We start from the raw sequence: 14788 nt of genomic DNA on the forward strand, positions 1-14788 counted from the left end.
TACGTCAACATGCTCGAAGCCGGCATCATCGACCCCGCCAAGGTCACCCGCTCGGCCCTGCAGAACGCCGCGTCCATCGCCGCGCTGTTCCTCACCACCGAGGCCGTCATCGCCGAGAAGCCCGAGAAGACCCCGGCCGCGCCCGCCATGCCCGGCGGCGGCGACATGGACTTCTGAGTCCGCAGTAATGGGCTCCTGAGTCCGTCAGTACCTGAAAGGGCCATCCCCGGCACCGCCGGGGGTGGCCCTTCGGCGTTCCACACCTCACGGACAGCCTTTCCACCTGCACGACGGAGTCCCCTGCGGAACCCGGACGGCGAACCGCGCGCCGGCGGTCACCGGGACCGGCGTGCCGCACGCGGTCCGCCCCGAGCGGTCGCGCCGTGGACGTTCGATACCGGTATGGGGGCATGTGGCACTCAGGACTCATGAGGAGCGTTCTCATGCTGACCGTGCTGATGCCGTCACCCGACATGGGAGGCCGATCATGACACCCGCGACGACGCGGCGCCTGCTCACCTGTGGCGCGATCGGGGGGCCGTTCTTCATCGTGGCGTTCCTCGTCGAGGGGGCCACCCGGGACGGGTACGACCCGGTGCGGCACCCGGTCAGCTCGCTGGCGCTCGGCGACTTCGGCTGGACGCAGACGGCCAACTTCCTCGTCACCGGCACGCTGATGCTGGCCTTCGCCTTCGGGTTGCGGCCGGCGTTGCTGCCCGGCAGGGGCGCCCGGTGGGCACCCTTGCTGGTGGGGATGTACGCGATCGGCCTGATCGGCGCGGGGGTCTTCGTGACCGACCCGGTGAACGGCTACCCGCCCGGCACCCCGGACAAGGGGGCGCAGACCACCGTCGGCCTGCTGCACGACCTGTTCTCCGCGCCGGTCTTCCTGGCGCTGCCGATCGCCTGTTTCGTGCTCGCCCGGCGGTTCACCGGCACCCGCCAGGTGGGCTGGGCGGTGTACTCGCTGGTCACCCCGGTGTTGTTCCTCGCGACGTTCTTCATGGCGGGCCTCGGCTTCAGCGGTCAGGAGGGCCTGATCGAGGTGGGCGGCTTGTACCAGCGGCTCAGCATCGTCATCGGGTGGACGTACCTGAGCCTGCTCGCCGTCCACCTGCTCCGGGCGGGCGCCGCGCAGGGGACGGTCAGCCTGCCGGGCGACCGCCGGTCAGCGGCTTGACCCACCGGTCGGTGTGGGTCTGCTGGCGGTAGCCGAGGGCGTCCCACGCCTCGTGCGCGGGGAGGTTGTCGTTGAGGACCATGGCGTCGGCCCGCACCCCGCCGAGCGTGGCCAGCCGCTCCTCGGCGGCGGCGAGCAACGCGCGGGCGACGCCGCGGCGGCGCGCCGCGGGATCGACCGCGAGCCGGTACAGGTGGCAGCGCCACCCGTCCCAGCCCGCGATCAGCGTGCCCACCATGCGGCCGTCCAGCTCGGCGATCATCAGGGCGTCCGGGTCACGGGCGATCAGCCTCCGGACGCCTTCGGGCGTGTCGTGCCGGTCGGTGTTCTCCGCCGCGCCCTTCCAGAAGCGCAGGACCGCCTCCACGTCGTCGTCCACGGCGGGACGCAGCACGAGGTTCGATTCGTTCATGCCGTAGAACGTAGCAAGATCCCCCGAAGGCGGCGGAGTCAGGACAGCCGGCCCGGAAGCGGGCGGGCGTGCAGCAGAGTGAGGGTGGTCACCGCGCGGGTGAGCACCACGTAGAGCCGGGCGAGGCCCCGGGGCTCGGCCTCGACGATGTCGGCGGGCTCCAGCGCGACGACGTGGTCGTATTCGAGGCCCTTGGCGAGCGAGGCCGGGATCACGCAGACCCGGCGCGCCGCGGCCGTGTCGGGCGCCAGCACGTCGTGCTCGACGCCGGAGGAGGTGAGCGCGGCCGAGGCCGCGGGGACCGTGGCGTCGGCGGCGATGACGCCGACGGACCCCTCGTGGTCCAGCACGCCGCGCACGGCGGCGGCGAGGTCGGCGAGGACGTCGGCGGACGGGCGCACGGTCAGCGACCCGGCGCCGGGGCGCAGCGAACGCGGGGCGGCGAGATCGGGGGCGATGGACGGCAGCAGCCGGGCGGCGAAGTCGAGCACCTCGCGCGGCACGCGGAAGCCGAGGGTCAGCTCGGTGACCACGCCCTCGGCGGCGCCGAGGTGGGTGAGCACGTCGTTCCAGGAACGCGCGGACCACGGCGTGGTGCCCTGCGCCAGGTCGCCCAGCACGGTGGCCGAGCCGGTGCGGCACCGGCGGCCGAGGGCGCGCAACTGCATCGCCGACAGGTCCTGCGCCTCGTCCACCACGATGTGCCCGAGGGTGGGGGTGCGCTCGTTGAGGTCGGCCAGCTCGTCGAGCAGCGCGGCGTCCGCGGCGGACCACTTGGCGGACTTCCAGGAACGGGGCGGCTTGCGCCACAGCAGCGCCTCCCGCTCCTCGGCGGTCAGATCGCTCTTGGCGGCGGCGGCGAGGAACGCGTCGTCGGAGAACAGCCGGAAGAGCACCTGCGCCGGGGTGACCTTCGGCCAGACCTGGTCCAGGAGCCGCTTGACCGGCGCGGACCGGGCGACCGCGTCCTGCACCCGGTCGTCGGGTGACTCGCCGCGCTGTTCCATGCGCACCAGCACGGTGTGCGCGAGGCGCTGGGCGAGCGCGGCGCGGCCGGGGCCGTACCGGGTGGTGCCGCGCAGCGACGCGACGATCTCGCGCACCTCGTGGTCGGCGACCCGGAAGCGGCTGGCGCCCCGGGTGATCAGCAGGCCCTCCTCGGGCTTGTTGATGTGCAGCCACAACGCGCGGCGCAGCACCGGCGCCATTCGGGCGTCGCCCTTGATCGCGGCGACGGCGGGGTCCTCGGGCGCGGCGTGGCCGCCGAGGATGCCGGCGACGGTGGTCTGGTCGACCTTCACCTCGCCGAGGGCGGGCAGCACCGAGGAGATGTACGACAGGAACGCGCCGTTCGGGCCGACGATCATCACGCCGGACCGGGCGAGCTTCTCGCGATGGGTGAACAGCAGGTACGCGGCCCGGTGCAGGCCGACGGCGGTCTTGCCGGTGCCGGGGGCACCCTGCACGCACACCGTGCGGGTGAGGTCCTCGCGGACGATCTCGTCCTGGTCGGGCTGGATGGTGGCGACGATGTCGCGCATGGGGCCGGTGCGGGGCCGCTCGATCTCCTCGGTGAGGATCCTCGACTGCGAGAGCGGCGCGCCCTCGTCCAGCCGCTCGTCCTCGAACGCGGTCAGCTCACCGCCGCGGAAGCCGAACCGCCTGCGCAGCCGCACGCCCATCGGGTCGGCGGGCCTGGCCTGGTAGAACGCCCGCGAGATCGGCGCACGCCAGTCGATGACCAGCGGCCGGCTCTGGTCGTCGTGCACGTGGCGGCGCCCGACGTGGATGGTGTCCGGCAGGTCGTCGGCGGCGGACCGGTCGAGGCGGCCGAAGAACAGGGGCGTGTCGGGGTGGTCGGCCAGCGCGGCCACCCGCTGGTCGAGCAGGCTCTGCAGGATCTGCTGGGACACCCAGTCGCCGGCCGCGTCGGCGGACAACGACTGCGCGTGCTCGCGCATCGCCTGGAGCGCGGCCCGGGAGGCGGCGAGGTGGGCACGTTCCCCGCCGAGCACGGCCGCGGGGTCGCCGGCGGTCGGGTCGCCTGTGGTCGGGTCGCCTGTGGTCGGGTCGCCTGTGGTCGGGTCGCCTGTGGTCGGGTCGCCTGTGGTCGGGTCGCCTGTGGTCGGGTCGCCTGTGGTCGGGTCGCCTGTGGTCGGGTCGCCTGTGGTCCGGTCGCCTGTGGTCCGGTCGCCTGTGGTGCCGCCGTCCGCGGTCCGGTCGGCCGTGGTCGTGCCGATGGTCTGGTCGTCGGGTATGTCGGGGGCCAATCGATGTCCCGGCATGCTGAAGCGCTCCTTGGGGGACGGGGTGGGTTCGACTGAGGCGCGAACCCACTAGCCTACGCGCCCCACGTTCCACCGGCATCCGAATATCCGGTGGCCCACCTGCGGCGGTGCGATCTAGTGCTTATCCGGCGTTTGCCCGCTCTTGGCTTTTGGGTACGCCGTGGAGGTGACGACGCGCACCGAGAAGATGACGGTCTCGCCGGTCATCCCCGCCATGGCCAACCTGCTGCTCGGTGGGCTGTGGACGCTCTCGGTCTTCGCCGGCTGGGGGCTCGCGGCGTTCTGCGGCAGGGAGGAGTCGCCGGAGTCGTGTGTGGACCGGCTCATCGTGGTCTCCACGCTGTCCGGATTGTGCGCCTTCATCGCGGCGACCTGCACAGTTATCGGCTTGCTGCCGCCACTTATGCGTAGATATCCCGAAAAGTCACTCGTGCTGGTCGCGGTCGCGACGGCGTCTTGGCTATTGGCGTTGGGTGTGCTTTACGTGGGAGGGTTAGTCGGTCGGTGATGTCCCCGACACGATGCGTTAGTACATACCAAAATCCCCAAAAAGCGGGACAAACCTTGTGATTTGGTTAGATCATGGGGTATGTCGCAGTTGGCGTGCGTGGCAGCCAATACGCGAGGGGGTGACGCGGTTGAACAGGGCCGACGGTATTTCCTGGACCTGAATGCCCGCCCACCCGGGGTGAATATCCACGGGCGGGTCCGGGGGAGCCGGCGACGTGCCGCTCAGCGAGGTCATTCGCTGGCGAGCACGTCGTCCGCGTCGATGATTTCGTAGGCGTAACCCTGTTCGGCCAGGAACCGCTGCCGGTGGGCCGCGAAATCCTGGTCGATGGTGTCGCGGCTGACCACGCTGTAGAACCGGGCCCCGCCGCCGTCCGCCTTCGGCCGCAGCACCCGGCCGAGCCGCTGCGCCTCCTCCTGGCGCGACCCGAACGTGCCCGACACCTGGATCGCCACCGACGCCTCCGGCAGGTCGATGGAGAAGTTGGCGACCTTGGAGACGACGAGCACCTGGATCTCCTTGTCGCGGAACGCCTGGTACAGCCGCTCCCGCTCCTTGATGCGCGTCTCGCCCTTGATCACCGGCGCGTTCAGGTGCTCGGCGAGCTCGTCGAGCTGGTCGATGTACTGCCCGATCACCAGCACCTGCTCACCCGCGTGCCGCCGCACCAGGTGCTCGGTCACCCGGGTCTTGGACGGCGTGGTGGCGCAGAAGCGGTACCGCTCCTCGGCGTCGGCCATCGCGTACGCCAGCCGCTCCTCGTCGGTCAGCGTCACCCGCACCTCGACGCAGTCGGCCGGCGCGATCCACCCCTGGTTCTCCATCTCCTTCCACGGCGCGTCGTACCGCTTCGGGCCGATCAGGGAGAACACGTCGCCCTCGCGGCCGTCCTCGCGGACCAGCGTCGCGGTGAGGCCCACCCGGCGCCTGGCCTGCAGGTCGGCCGTCATGCGGAAGATCGGCGCGGGCAGCAGGTGGACCTCGTCGTAGATGACCAGGCCCCAGTCGCGGGCGTCGAACAGCTCCAGGTGGCGGTAGGTGCCCTGCCGCTTGGTGGTCATCACCTGGTAGGTGGCGATGGTGACCGGGCGGATCTCCTTCTTGCTGCCGGTGTACTCGCCGATCTCGTCCTCGGTGAGCGACGTGCGGCGCAGCAGCTCCTGTTTCCACTGGTGGGCGGACACCGTGTTGGTCACCAGGATGAGGGTGGTGGCCTGCGCGTGCGCCATCGCCGCCGCGCCCACGATGGTCTTGCCGGCGCCGCAGGGCAGCACGACGACGCCTGAGCCGCCGTTCCAGAACGCCTCGGCGGCCTCCCGCTGGTAGGGGCGCAGGTGCCAGGTGTCCTCGTTGAGCGCGATGCGGTGGTGCTCGCCGTCGACGTACCCCGCGAGGTCCTCGGCCGGCCAGCCGATCTTCAGCAGCGCCTGCTTGATGTTGCCGCGCTCGCTCGGGTGCACCACCACCGAGTCGTCGCCGATGCGCTCGCCGAGCATCGGCTGGATCTTCTTGGACCGCAGGACCTCGGCGAGCACCGCCTTGTCGGTGCTGGTGAGGACCAGCCCGTGGTGCTGGGTCTTCTCCAGCCGCAGCCTGCCGTACCGCGACATCGTCTCCGCGACGTCCACGAGCAGCGCGTGCGGCACCGGGTAACGACTGTGCGTGATCAGCGCGTCCACGACCTGCTCGGCGTCGTGCCCGGCCGCCCGCGCGTTCCACAGCGCGAGCGGCGTCACCCGGTAGGTGTGCACATGCTCGGGCGCACGCTCGAGCTCGGCGAACGGCGCGATCGCCTTGCGGCACTCGTCGGCCCTGTCGTGGCCGACCTCCAGCAGCAAGGTCTTGTCGGATTGGACGATCAGCGGCCCGTCAGACACGTCTCTCTCTTCTCCCGGATTCGCCGGAGGCCGCGATGACGGCCCATCCCGCTATCCAACAAGACTAGGAGCCGGATCAGTCCCGTTTTCCCGCGCCTTGACCCACGGCCTCGTCCGCGTGGCGCTCCCGTCCGTGTGCGTGGGGATCGTGTGGCGCTCCCGTCCGCGTGCGTGGCGACCGTGTGGCGCTCCCGTCCGCGTGCGTGGGGACCACAGCGTCCAGGCCGCGCCGGGTTCTCACGGCGCCGACGCGGCGGGACGTGGTACGGTGAACGCGGCGCCGCCGTACGGCGGTCAGCTCGAGAGGCCGCTCGGGGTGAAGGCTCCGTTGACGCCGAGGAAGACGATCAGGGCGATGCCGGCGATCAGCAGCACGACGTTGATGCCGATGGCGATCCAGCACCACTTCAGCAGGGAGCGGGCCCGCTGGGGCTCGGTGTCGACCTTGCCGAGGGCGATGCCGGCGAGGATGGCGCCGGCGAGCCCGCCGAGGGACACGTAGCAGCTCAGCGCCAGAATAATGCTGATCACCAGCGCGACGATCGCGTGGGTGCGCGGGCCCTGGCTGCCGTACTGCGGCGGCGGGCCGTACGGCTGCTGGTAGCCGTAGCCCGGCTGGGCGTAGCCGCCGTACTGCGGGTCGTAGCCCTGGCCGTACCCGCCCTGGTCCGGCGGCTGGCCGTACCCGGGCTGGCCGTAGCCCGGCTGGCCGTACCCGGGCTGGTCCTGGGGCTGCCCGTGGCCCGGCTGGCCGTAGCCGCCCTGGCCCTGGTCGGGCGGCTGGTTGTAGCTCGGCTGGCCGTAGCCGGGCTGGCCGTAGGGCTGCTGGCCGTGCTGGTACTGACCGCCGTAGGGATCCTGGTGGCCGTACTGGCCGCCGTACGCGTCCTGCGGGGTCTGGGGGTGCCAGCCGTGGTGCTCCGGGGTGCCGCTGCTCACGATCTTCTCATTTCCTGGCCGTCCGAGCGGATCTACAAATACCACGACGGCACACGCGCAAGGGGGAGGATCAGCTTACGTCGGCGACCCCGGTGATGCGATGAAGCGCGAAACGGTGGACGGCGGCGCGGGTCTCGTCGTACGCGGTGAGGTAGCCGCCCTCCATGCGCGCGGGTTCCAGGATGCGGCTGGTGGCCTGCCCCTGCGCGTCGAGATAGCCGATCCACACCCGCGCGCCCTGCCTGATCGCCTCCTGCAGCGCGGTGATCGTGCTGGACGACGGCGAGCGCGGCACCTGACCATCCGGCTCGGGCACCGGCCGCCGCCGGGCCCGGTGCGCCTCGTCGCCCGCCCGGACGGCGCGCACGGCCGCCGCCACCACGTCGGTGTCCAGGCCGAGCGCCCCGGGGGCGGGGCGTGCGGCGGGCGGGCGTTCGGTGCGCTTGGCGTCGGCCCGGGACACCAGCACGTCGCCGTCGGACGACTCGGCCACCGGCGCGTACCCGAGGGCGCGCAGCGTGTCCACGACCACCGTGCGGGAGTTGCGCGAGGCCACCACGGTCGGCGCGAGGCGGCGCAGCCGCAGCGGCGAGGCCCGCCGGTCGGCCATCACCTCGTCAAGGACCGCCGGGTCGTCGCACCGCACGTACGCGCCGGCCGTGCCGACCCGGACGCGTCCGTGCCGCCGGGCGACGTCGGTCACCAGGTAGCGCAGCGGCTGCGGCACCGGCGTGGTGGAGTGTTTCTCCAGCATGGCCAGCAGCTCGTCGGCGCTGGACCCGGCGTCCAGGGCCCGCCGGATCGACCCCTCGGCGAACCGGTACACCGTCGCGCCGCCCTTGGACTCGATGTCGGCGGCCAGGGCCAGCCACCGCCCGAGGTCGCTGGTGAGCGGCCCCGGCGCCACCGCGGTCAGGTCGGCCTGCAGCACCACGTGGTCGACCGGCTCGGGCAGCAGGGGCGCCAGCACGAGGGCCGCCTCGCCGGAGGACCCGGGGAGCAGGGCGCGGCCGAAGGCGGACAACGTGCCGAGGCCGGTGACGCCGAGCTGCTCGGCCTCGCGCAGGGTGAAGGCGACGAGCTGGTCCCGGTACGCGGCGCGGCGGCGCGGCTGCTCGTACGCCAGCCGCTCGTGGACCGACTCGGGGGCCGGGGCGAGGCCCGGCGGGGCGGAGGCGAGCACGCGCAGGGTGCGCAGGCGCACCTCGGCCGCCACCGGGCGGCGCAGCTCGGGGTGCAGGACGTTCAGCAGGCGCTCGCGGTCGTCCCGCTCGCCGACCAGGCCGGGGACGCGCTCGCTGGTCAGCCAGGACGACGCGAGCGCCTCCCAGCGGTCCTCGGTGGCGCGCACCCGCCACACGTCGTAGGCGGTCGTGGGGGTCCACTCGCCGTCGGCCTGGCCGGTGGCGGCGATCAGGCCCGCGCCGTGGGCGACCTCGATGACCAGGGCGGCGGTCCACTCGGGCAGGTCGAGCACCTGGGCCGTGCGTTTCAGGTCGCGCACCGCGAGGCCGCCGGTGCGCAGCATCCCCGGCGGGTCGACGCCCCAGTGCTCGCAGAGCTCCTCCACCGTGCGGGTGAACGTGAACGCCTGCCCGGCGGCGGTGCGGTCGGCGAGCCGCTGGTCGCGGTCCGCGCCGGTCAGCGCCGGTGCCCACGGGCTGAGGTCGCGGTGCACCCGGCCGCCGCGCAGCACCAGGCCGACCTCGCGGGGCAGCGCCACGCTCTCGTCGCCGGTGGCGCCGAGCAGGCCGCGGGCCAGGAGCTGCTCGATGGGGGACTGGGCGGTGGCGAGGGTCACCTCGCGCCTGGCGTTGGGGACGCGGCCGGTGGGCGGGCCCCAGGTCAGCTCCTCAAGGGCGGCCCTGGCCTGGGGGCCGACGTCGGCCAGCAACCTTTCCACGACCCCGCCCTCGGCCAGGGCCTCCGCGAGCCGTTCGACGACGCCGGCCTCCGCGCCGGGGCTGTGCTCGTGGCCGTGCACGGCGTCCAGCAGGCCGGTGAGGCGGTCCGGCGGGTGGTGGCGGAAGACGTCGGCGGCGGGTGGGCCGAGGCCGGCGGGGCTGTCCGAGACGTCGCGGACGCCGGGGGCGACGCGCAGGCCCTGGTCGTCGCCGTAGGCCAGCGCGGCCGTCTTGAGTGCCTCCACGGCGCGGCGCAGGGCCTCGTCCAGGCGCGGGGTCTCGCCCGGGGGGACGGAGCGGGCCACGGCGGCGCGCAGAGCGGTGTACGGCAGGGCGGGGCCGTCGTCCTCGGTCAGCACGACGAGGGTCTCGATCACGGCGAGGGTGAAGCGGTCGAGGCGGTCCAGGGCCCTGCTGGTGGCGGAGGGGCCGGCGGCCCGGATGGCGAGGCCGTCCACATGGGCGGGCACGGGAGTGATCAGCTCGGGGCGGGTGGACACCAGGGCGCGCAGCCGGTCGTCGGGCAGGCCGCGCAGCCACTCAGCGAACTCGGTGTTCACCACGCACCACCGAACCCCCTGTCAGCCGTCACCGCGTGCCCGTTCCACACCGTGGGATCCACTCCATCGTAGGAGGCGAGAGCGGATGGCACGGCGCTGGAGGGATCAACTCCATGTGAACTCCCTCATTCCTGACATCTCACCAATGGCCTTAGTGGAGGGCCATTACCTCCGTAAAACCCGCCATTCATCCGAAGGGATGCGGGGGGCCTGCGGCTGGGGCAGTATGACGAGAGTGATCGAGCGCGCCGACCAGCTCGTCCTGGAGTACGTCAGCAAAGTGGCCGACGCCGCCCACGGCGTGCTGCGCACCGAACAGCGGCTTGACTTCGTCCGCCGGCTGCGTGACCGCATCGAGGAGGAACGGCGCGGCAGCGACGACCCCGCCACCGTGCGGAAGGTGCTCGGCCGCTTCGGCGACCCCGCCGTCCTGCTGCGCCGCGAGATCGAACGCCTCACCGCCGCCGGCCAGCCCCTCGCCGCCCGGCCCGCCTCCGCCCGCTCCACCCGCACGTCCGGCCCGATGACCGGCGCCGGGTCCGGACGCGTGCCCGGCTCCACCGGCCTCTCCGCGACGCCGCCGGCTCCCGGCGGCGGGGGCCCGGCTCAGGCCGGCGGGCCGCCGCCTACGGATGCCGCTCCCCCGGCCGACGGCCCGGGCGGCGTGACCCCGGGGGCGGCGGGTGAGGTGTCCGAGGCCGACTTCGACGACTCGGCCACGCAGGTGCTGCCCGTGGTCGGCGACGCCGCGCCCGACGAGCCGGTCACCGCCGTGCAGCCTCCTGTGCCGCCCGTCGAGCCGGCCGTCGAGCCCGCCGCGTCCGGTGTCCGGTCAGAGGAACCCTCAGGGCCGGACGGGCCCGGCACGCGGATGCGGGCGGGGCGGGCGCCGTTGAAGGGCACCTGGGGGGCGCCGCCGGCGAGTATGCGCAGGGCGCCCTCCTCGGGTGCGGCACGCAAGCCGTTGCCGCCGTCGGCGCCCCGGATGGCGCGGGGCGCCACCCGGGGGCCGGTGGCGTCAGGGCGGCCGTTGGGGGAGCGGTTGCGGCGGGCCACCGGGGCTGCGGACGGGCGGGACGTGGGAACGGTGCTGCGGAATGAGCGGCGGGAGGTGGCGGGGATGGCACTGCTGCTTCTGGCGGGGTTGTTGATTCCGTTCCCGTTGCCTTACGTTGCGATTTTTCCGTTCCCGGTGTTGGTCTGGGCCGTCGGGGCGCTGACCGTGCTGGCGTCGCACGGGTGGATGTTCAAGGATCGGCTCACCGGATTGGCGGCGCCGATCCTCGCTTATGTGGTCGGCGGGGTCGTGCTCGGCGCGCTCAGGTCGCCCGAGGAGGAAGGCAACGCGCTGGAGGCGTTCACCGCGTCGTTCTTCCACGTCAGCGGGCTGATGTTCATGTTCGGCGCGGCCGGTGGCGTGGCGTGGCTCGGGTACCGGCTGCTCAACCCGCCACCTCCGCCACCCCGGCGGTCGTCGCCGCCCGGGCTGGTGCGCTGAGCAGGCCCAGCGACAGGCGCACCCAGGACGCCACGAACCGGTCAGGATCGGCGTGGCCCGGCATGTCGCTCACGGTGTCCTGGAACAGGCGGTAGTGCACGACCGCGCCGCCGAGCACGGCACCGATGGCCGGCCAGTCGACGTCGGCCTCGGCGTACTCCGGCTGCGCGCGGAACCACGTGGTGATCGCGTCGAACATCGGCTGGAGCAAGCCCTCGCGCACGAGGACGACCAGCTCGGGGAACTGGCTGAGGTCGCGGAAGAACACGCGCGTGAGCTGGCCTTCCTCACGCACCTTGGCGAGACCCGCGCGGCAGATGTGCGCGAGCCGCTCCTCCAGCGGCACGGGCGCGCCGAGCGCGCTCGCCTCCGCCAGCGCGTCCGCGATGTGCGTGCGGGTGCGCGCGGCGTGCTCGCCCACCGCGGTGGCCAGGACCTCGTACTTGGACCGGAAGTGCCGGTAGAGCCCGCCCGCCCCCGGGGAGAGCCCGGCGGCGGCCTCGATCTCGGCGACGGAGGTCGCCGCGTACCCTCGCTCGGCGAACAGTCGCAAGGACTCGCCGACGATGCGATCGCGCGTGGATCTGGTCATGTCGCTCCACACCTTCCTCGGCCGGTGAGCGCCCCGAGATAAGTGACCCCTTTCTTTGGTGCACTCAGGTTCCCATACGAGGACTGGGGTGCGCGCGGCCCTCGGCTGTTTGGCATCCTGCAATGGTGTGCTCGGTAGGATTCGATCTCGATCTGACGCTGGCGGACACCCGCGCGGGGATCGCGGCGGTGTACGACGAGGTGGCGTCCCGGCTCGGCGTGCGCATCGACAGCGCCGAGGTGGTGAGCAGGCTGGGCCCGCCGCTTGAGCAGGAGCTGGCCCGCTGGCTGCCCGAGGAGGACGTCCCGGAGGCGGCGGCGCTGTACCGCTCTCTCTACGGGGAGGTCGCCGTGCCGCGGACGACGCTCATGCCGGGTGCGGCGGAGGCGGTGGCCGAGGTGCGCCGCCACGGCGGCCGGATCATCGTGGTGACGGGCAAGAACGGCGTCTCCGCGCGCGAAACGGTCGATTTCCTGCGGCTGGATGTGGACGAAGTAGCGGGTTCAGTGTTCGGAGCGGCTAAAGGGGCCGCCATCGCGCAATTCGGGGCCGCCGCCTATGTCGGGGATCACGTGGCCGATATCGCGGCGGCGCGGGCGGGCGGCGCGGTCAGTGTGACGGTCACCACCGGGGCCTACCCGCAGGAGGCGATGCGGGCCCATGGAGCCGACGTCATCCTGCGCGATCTGACAGAATTCGCCTCGTGGTTCTCGGCGTGGTGCGCCCAGGAAATCGGGGCCGTTTCGACGGTCATCTGACGTCCCGGGTGGGCATAACCTACATCCATTACCATTCATGACAGTCTGAACGAGGTCACCCCTGTGCCTACTGGCAAGGTCAAGTGGTACGACGCTGACAAGGGCTTCGGATTCCTCACCCGCGACGACGGCGGTGAGGTGTTCGTGCACTCCTCGGCGCTCCCCAAGGGCGTCGAGGCGCTCAAGCCCGGTCAGAAGGTCGAGTTCGGTGTGGCCGAGGGTCGCCGTGGCCAGCAGGCGCTGTCGGTCCGTGTGCTTGAGCAGCCCCCGACGCTCGCCAAGACCGTGAAACCCAAGGGCAAGCGCAAGAAGCCGGACGAACTCGTCGTCATCGTCGAAGACCTGATCAAACTTCTGGACGACGTCTCCAACTCGTACCAGCGGGGCAAGCACCCTGATGCCGCCCACGCCAAGAAGATCGCGAGCGTCCTGCGGGCCGTCGCCGACGACATCGACGCCTGATCCTTCCCTCGCCCGGATGTGGCGGGGGATGATCAGCCGTATGGGTTGGTCAAGGGCTTGGTTGTTCCTGGCCGCGCGTGGCCGCCATCCGTCCCCGGCCGGTCACCTTCCGTCGCGTCCGGCGTCCCGGACGGCCCGGCGTCCGGTGCCGGGCCCTCCGGCTCCCGCGGCGGCCCGGTGCCGTCCGGTTCGTCCCGTCCCTCCGCCCGTGCGGGGACCACGGCCGTGGTGCGGGCCGCGGCGCGCAGCCGTTCCCTGGCGGCGCGCAGCCGGCGTCGGCGCGCGCTGACCAGGGCGACGAGCGCGACCACCATGGCGGCGGCGATCACCGCGAGGCCGGTCGGCCCGGCGGCGCGGCCGGACAGCAGCGACAGCAGCAGCCCGGCCAGCCCGCCGATCACCCAGGCGATCTGCAGCAGCGCCTCGACCACGCCGAACGTCGAGGAGCGCACCTCCTCGCCGATCTCCCGCTGCACGATGGCGTCCAGGGCCAGCTTGCCGACCTCCTGGGCGAACCCGGCCACGGCGGCGACGGTGACGGCCGGCCACAACGAGAAGAAGAACGCGCCCGCGACGGCGGTCGCCGTGGCGAGGCCGAGGGCGATGAGCACGATCACCTGCGGGGAGTGCCCGCGCACCCACGAGGCGACCACCGCGCCGAGCAGGCCGCCCGCCCCCGCCCCGGCCGCGAGGATCGCGATCAGCACCTGCTCGGACAGGCCGCTCTCGCGCAGATGCCCCTCCTGCACGAGGAACAGCAGGAAGAAGATTAAAAAGCCGGACAACACGCGGAGCGCGGCGTTCGCCCGCATCGCCTCGGTGACCACCGGGCCGAGCGTGAACAGCGTGCGCCAGCGCCGCTTCCCGCGTCCGCCCTCCGGTTCGCCCTCCTCACCGAGGTCGAGGTCGGGCGCGTCCACGTGCCGGGGCAGCCGCATGGCCGACACCCCGGCCGCCAGAAAGATGATCATGGTGCCGCGCAGCACCCACTCGCCGCCGATCCAGGCCGCGAGCCCGGCGCCCGCCGCGGCCGTCACCCCCACGGACACCAGCGAGAACAGCGCCACCCTGGCGTTCGCCGTCACCAGGCTGATGTCGGCGGGCAGCACGCTCGGCATGGTCGCGGCCCGCGACACGTTGTAGGCCTTGGACAACACGAGCACCGCGAGCGCGGCGGGGAACAGGGTGAGGCCGTCAGCGGGGCCGATGGCCGCCGCCATCGCCCAGCACAGCAGGCCCCGCGCGAACAGCGTGCCCGCCATCACGTAGCGGCGCCCGGAGCGGAAGCGGTCAAGGACCGGCCCCACGAACGGCGCGACCACGGTGAACGGCACCATCGTGATCAGCAGGTAGAGCGCCACCTGGCCGCGTGCCTGGTCCACCGGCAGGCCGAACAGCAGCGTGCCCGCCAGCGACACCGTGATCAGGGCGTCCCCGGCGCTCTGCGTGGCGGTGAGCTCGATCAGCCGCCCGAGCCCGGTGCGGCCGGCGCCCTGGGCGTGCGTGAGCCTGCGCGTGGCGTGGCCGACCCCCTTGCCGGCGCGCGCCACCCCCTTGGCGGTGACCTGCCCGGCCCGCGCCGTCCGGGTGGCCGCCGTACGGCTCGCGCGCAGCGTGCCGCGCCCGGCGCCCGCCACGGCGCGGCCGGCTCGCCGCGCCCGTTCCCAGCCGCCTCCCATCAGTCCCGCGTGGACGGCGTCCCACCCCTGGACCGGCCCATACTCCCTCCCCTCACGCTCGATTTCCCCGCCGTTGATCTCCCTGGTCCGGTCTGCCGCATCGGTTTACAGTCCTACCCCACCGATAG

At 72.8% G+C, this 14788-nt stretch carries 12 protein-coding genes and 1 pseudogene; 6 read left to right on the forward strand and 7 right to left on the reverse strand.

Features of this window, described 5'->3' with window-relative positions:
• Positions 1-177, forward strand: a pseudogene (groEL, locus tag ABGB17_RS10375) (chaperonin GroEL); the annotation flags it as partial.
• A gap of 310 nt (positions 178-487) precedes the next feature.
• Positions 488-1180, forward strand: a complete 693-nt coding sequence (locus ABGB17_RS10380; protein WP_347627884.1) for a DUF998 domain-containing protein — start codon at positions 488-490, stop codon at positions 1178-1180.
• Here ABGB17_RS10380 and ABGB17_RS10385 read toward each other — a convergent pair.
• Positions 1146-1592 (reverse strand): GNAT family N-acetyltransferase, encoded by a 447-nt coding sequence (locus ABGB17_RS10385; protein ID WP_347627886.1) that lies wholly within the window; start codon positions 1590-1592, stop codon positions 1146-1148. The two genes, ABGB17_RS10380 and ABGB17_RS10385, sit on opposite strands and share 35 nt — an antisense overlap.
• A gap of 38 nt (positions 1593-1630) precedes the next feature.
• Positions 1631-3877, reverse strand: coding sequence for an AAA family ATPase (locus tag ABGB17_RS10390; protein ID WP_347627888.1), 2247 nt, complete (start codon positions 3875-3877; stop codon positions 1631-1633).
• 169 nt (positions 3878-4046) lie between these two features.
• Between ABGB17_RS10390 and ABGB17_RS10395 the strand changes: the two genes are divergently transcribed.
• Positions 4047-4388 (forward strand): hypothetical protein, encoded by a 342-nt coding sequence (locus tag ABGB17_RS10395; RefSeq protein ID WP_347627890.1) that lies wholly within the window; start codon positions 4047-4049, stop codon positions 4386-4388.
• A 233-nt stretch (positions 4389-4621) separates the two neighbouring features.
• On the opposite strand, the gene ABGB17_RS10400 is transcribed toward ABGB17_RS10395, so the two are convergent.
• The 3 genes from ABGB17_RS10400 to ABGB17_RS10410 all read right to left on the reverse strand — a co-directional run bounded on the left by ABGB17_RS10400 (position 4622) and on the right by ABGB17_RS10410 (position 9671).
• Positions 4622-6268 carry a DNA repair helicase XPB gene (locus tag ABGB17_RS10400; protein WP_347627892.1) on the reverse strand — a complete coding sequence of 549 codons (1647 nt, stop codon included), beginning with the start codon at positions 6266-6268 and terminating at the stop codon, positions 4622-4624.
• Positions 6269-6562: 294 nt separating this feature from the next.
• Positions 6563-7207, reverse strand: coding sequence for a hypothetical protein (locus ABGB17_RS10405; protein WP_347627894.1), 645 nt, complete (start codon positions 7205-7207; stop codon positions 6563-6565).
• 70 nt (positions 7208-7277) lie between these two features.
• Positions 7278-9671, reverse strand: coding sequence for a helicase C-terminal domain-containing protein (locus ABGB17_RS10410; RefSeq protein WP_347627896.1), 2394 nt, complete (start codon positions 9669-9671; stop codon positions 7278-7280).
• A 235-nt stretch (positions 9672-9906) separates the two neighbouring features.
• Here ABGB17_RS10410 and ABGB17_RS10415 point away from each other — a divergent pair, with 235 nt between their 5' ends.
• Positions 9907-11169: a hypothetical protein gene (locus ABGB17_RS10415; RefSeq protein WP_347627898.1), complete on the forward strand. Its 1263-nt coding sequence runs from the start codon at positions 9907-9909 to the stop codon at positions 11167-11169.
• Here ABGB17_RS10415 and ABGB17_RS10420 read toward each other — a convergent pair.
• Positions 11114-11761 (reverse strand): helix-turn-helix domain-containing protein, encoded by a 648-nt coding sequence (locus ABGB17_RS10420; RefSeq protein WP_347627900.1) that lies wholly within the window; start codon positions 11759-11761, stop codon positions 11114-11116. The genes ABGB17_RS10415 and ABGB17_RS10420 overlap by 56 nt on opposite strands.
• 122 nt (positions 11762-11883) lie before the next feature.
• On the opposite strand from ABGB17_RS10420, the gene ABGB17_RS10425 reads away from it, so the two are divergent.
• Complete coding sequence (locus tag ABGB17_RS10425; RefSeq protein ID WP_347627902.1) at positions 11884-12519, forward strand: HAD family hydrolase; 636 nt, start codon at positions 11884-11886, stop codon at positions 12517-12519.
• 63 nt (positions 12520-12582) lie between these two features.
• The gene (locus ABGB17_RS10430; protein ID WP_347627904.1) at positions 12583-12981 is read left to right on the forward strand and encodes a cold-shock protein; all 399 of its coding nucleotides are present in this window, start codon (positions 12583-12585) and stop codon (positions 12979-12981) included.
• Between the two features lie 32 nt (positions 12982-13013).
• Here the strand turns inward: ABGB17_RS10430 and ABGB17_RS10435 are convergent, their stop codons facing one another.
• Positions 13014-14660: an MFS transporter gene (locus tag ABGB17_RS10435; protein WP_347627906.1), complete on the reverse strand. Its 1647-nt coding sequence runs from the start codon at positions 14658-14660 to the stop codon at positions 13014-13016.
• Positions 14661-14788: the final 128 nt, after the last annotated feature.

The organism is Sphaerisporangium sp. B11E5, assembly GCF_039871875.1.
Classification (GTDB): domain Bacteria; phylum Actinomycetota; class Actinomycetes; order Streptosporangiales; family Streptosporangiaceae; genus Sphaerisporangium.

Coding starts and splice junctions, on each gene's coding strand:
- ABGB17_RS10380 (WP_347627884.1), top strand. CDS start 488: ATGACACCCGCGACGACGCGGCGCCTGCTCACCTGTGGCGCGATCGGG.
- ABGB17_RS10385 (WP_347627886.1), bottom strand. CDS start 1,592: ATGAACGAATCGAACCTCGTGCTGCGTCCCGCCGTGGACGACGACGTG.
- ABGB17_RS10390 (WP_347627888.1), bottom strand. CDS start 3,877: ATGCCGGGACATCGATTGGCCCCCGACATACCCGACGACCAGACCATC.
- ABGB17_RS10420 (WP_347627900.1), bottom strand. CDS start 11,761: ATGACCAGATCCACGCGCGATCGCATCGTCGGCGAGTCCTTGCGACTG.
- ABGB17_RS10425 (WP_347627902.1), top strand. CDS start 11,884: ATGGTGTGCTCGGTAGGATTCGATCTCGATCTGACGCTGGCGGACACC.
- ABGB17_RS10435 (WP_347627906.1), bottom strand. CDS start 14,660: ATGGGAGGCGGCTGGGAACGGGCGCGGCGAGCCGGCCGCGCCGTGGCG.